The following is a 402-nucleotide window of genomic DNA, read 5'->3' as shown; positions in this document are numbered from 1 at the left end:
GTGCAGAAGAAGGTGCTTTACGGCTTGCTGCTGCTGGGGCTGATCGTGGCCCCGATGGCGGGCGCCTACCCGGTGTTCGTGCTCAAGGTGATGTGCTTCGCGCTGTTCGCCTGCGCGTTCAATCTGCTGATCGGCTTCACCGGGCTGCTCTCSTTTGGCCACGCGGCCTTCTTCGGCGGCGCCGGCTACGCGGCCGGCCATGCGATGAAGGTCTGGGGCGTGACGCCGGAAGTGGGCCTGATCCTCGGCACGCTGACCGGGGCCGGCATCGGCTACGTGGTCGGCTCGCTGGCCATCCGACGGCARGGCATCTAYTTCTCGATGATCACGCTGGCGCTGGCGCAGATGCTGTWCTTCWTCTGCCTGCAGGCGCCGTTCACSGGYGGCGAGGATGGCCTGCAG

At 66.8% G+C, this 402-nt stretch carries 1 protein-coding gene; it reads left to right on the top strand.

Annotation, left to right across the window (positions count from 1 at the left end):
* Positions 1-402: ABC transporter permease subunit (locus AC1DHL_RS30035; RefSeq protein WP_478164374.1), on the top strand; the 402-nt coding region annotated here is incomplete at both ends.

This window comes from Variovorax sp. 10L426, from assembly GCF_056395305.1.
This window is presented reverse-complemented; position numbering and strand designations above follow the sequence as displayed.